Raw genomic sequence first — 399 nt, 5'->3', positions numbered from 1 at the left:
TTGCTCGTGTCGGTGGTGGTGGCGATATGATCGACCAGATCGGCAATCTTCATGGGACTATCCTTCGTTATCTGTCGGGCCGAAACCCGCTGCTCCTGCCGTTACGGGGGAATTATGGCGTCTTCAAGCCTGCAGGGAGGGGGCAATGACAGACATGCCGCCATGGGATGCCGCCGATCTGGCCCGCAGGCTGGCGGAGAACGCAGAAGCGGTGTGCCTTCATTACCTCTCGGCCGGGCGACGGCATGGCAATTACTGGCTGGTCGGCGACGTTCATAACACGCCGGGACGGTCGCTCTATGTCCGTCTGCATGGGGGACCGGATGGACGTGGCTGTGCGGGAAAATGGACGGATGGCGCGACAGGGCAGCATGGCGATCTGCTCGACATCATCCGCGA

General features: G+C 61.7%; 1 pseudogene. It reads left to right on the top strand.

Going from position 1 to position 399, the window contains the following annotated elements:
• Positions 1 to 145: 145 nt before the first annotated feature.
• A pseudogene (locus tag B7G66_RS16820) lies at positions 146 to 399 on the top strand (DNA primase); the annotation flags it as partial.

It is taken from the genome of Novacetimonas hansenii JCM 7643 (assembly GCF_000964405.1).
In the GTDB taxonomy this organism is placed as follows: Bacteria; Pseudomonadota; Alphaproteobacteria; order Acetobacterales; family Acetobacteraceae; genus Novacetimonas; species Novacetimonas hansenii.
The sequence above is the reverse complement of the archived record's forward strand: the minus strand, read 5'-3'. Positions and strand labels throughout refer to the sequence as shown.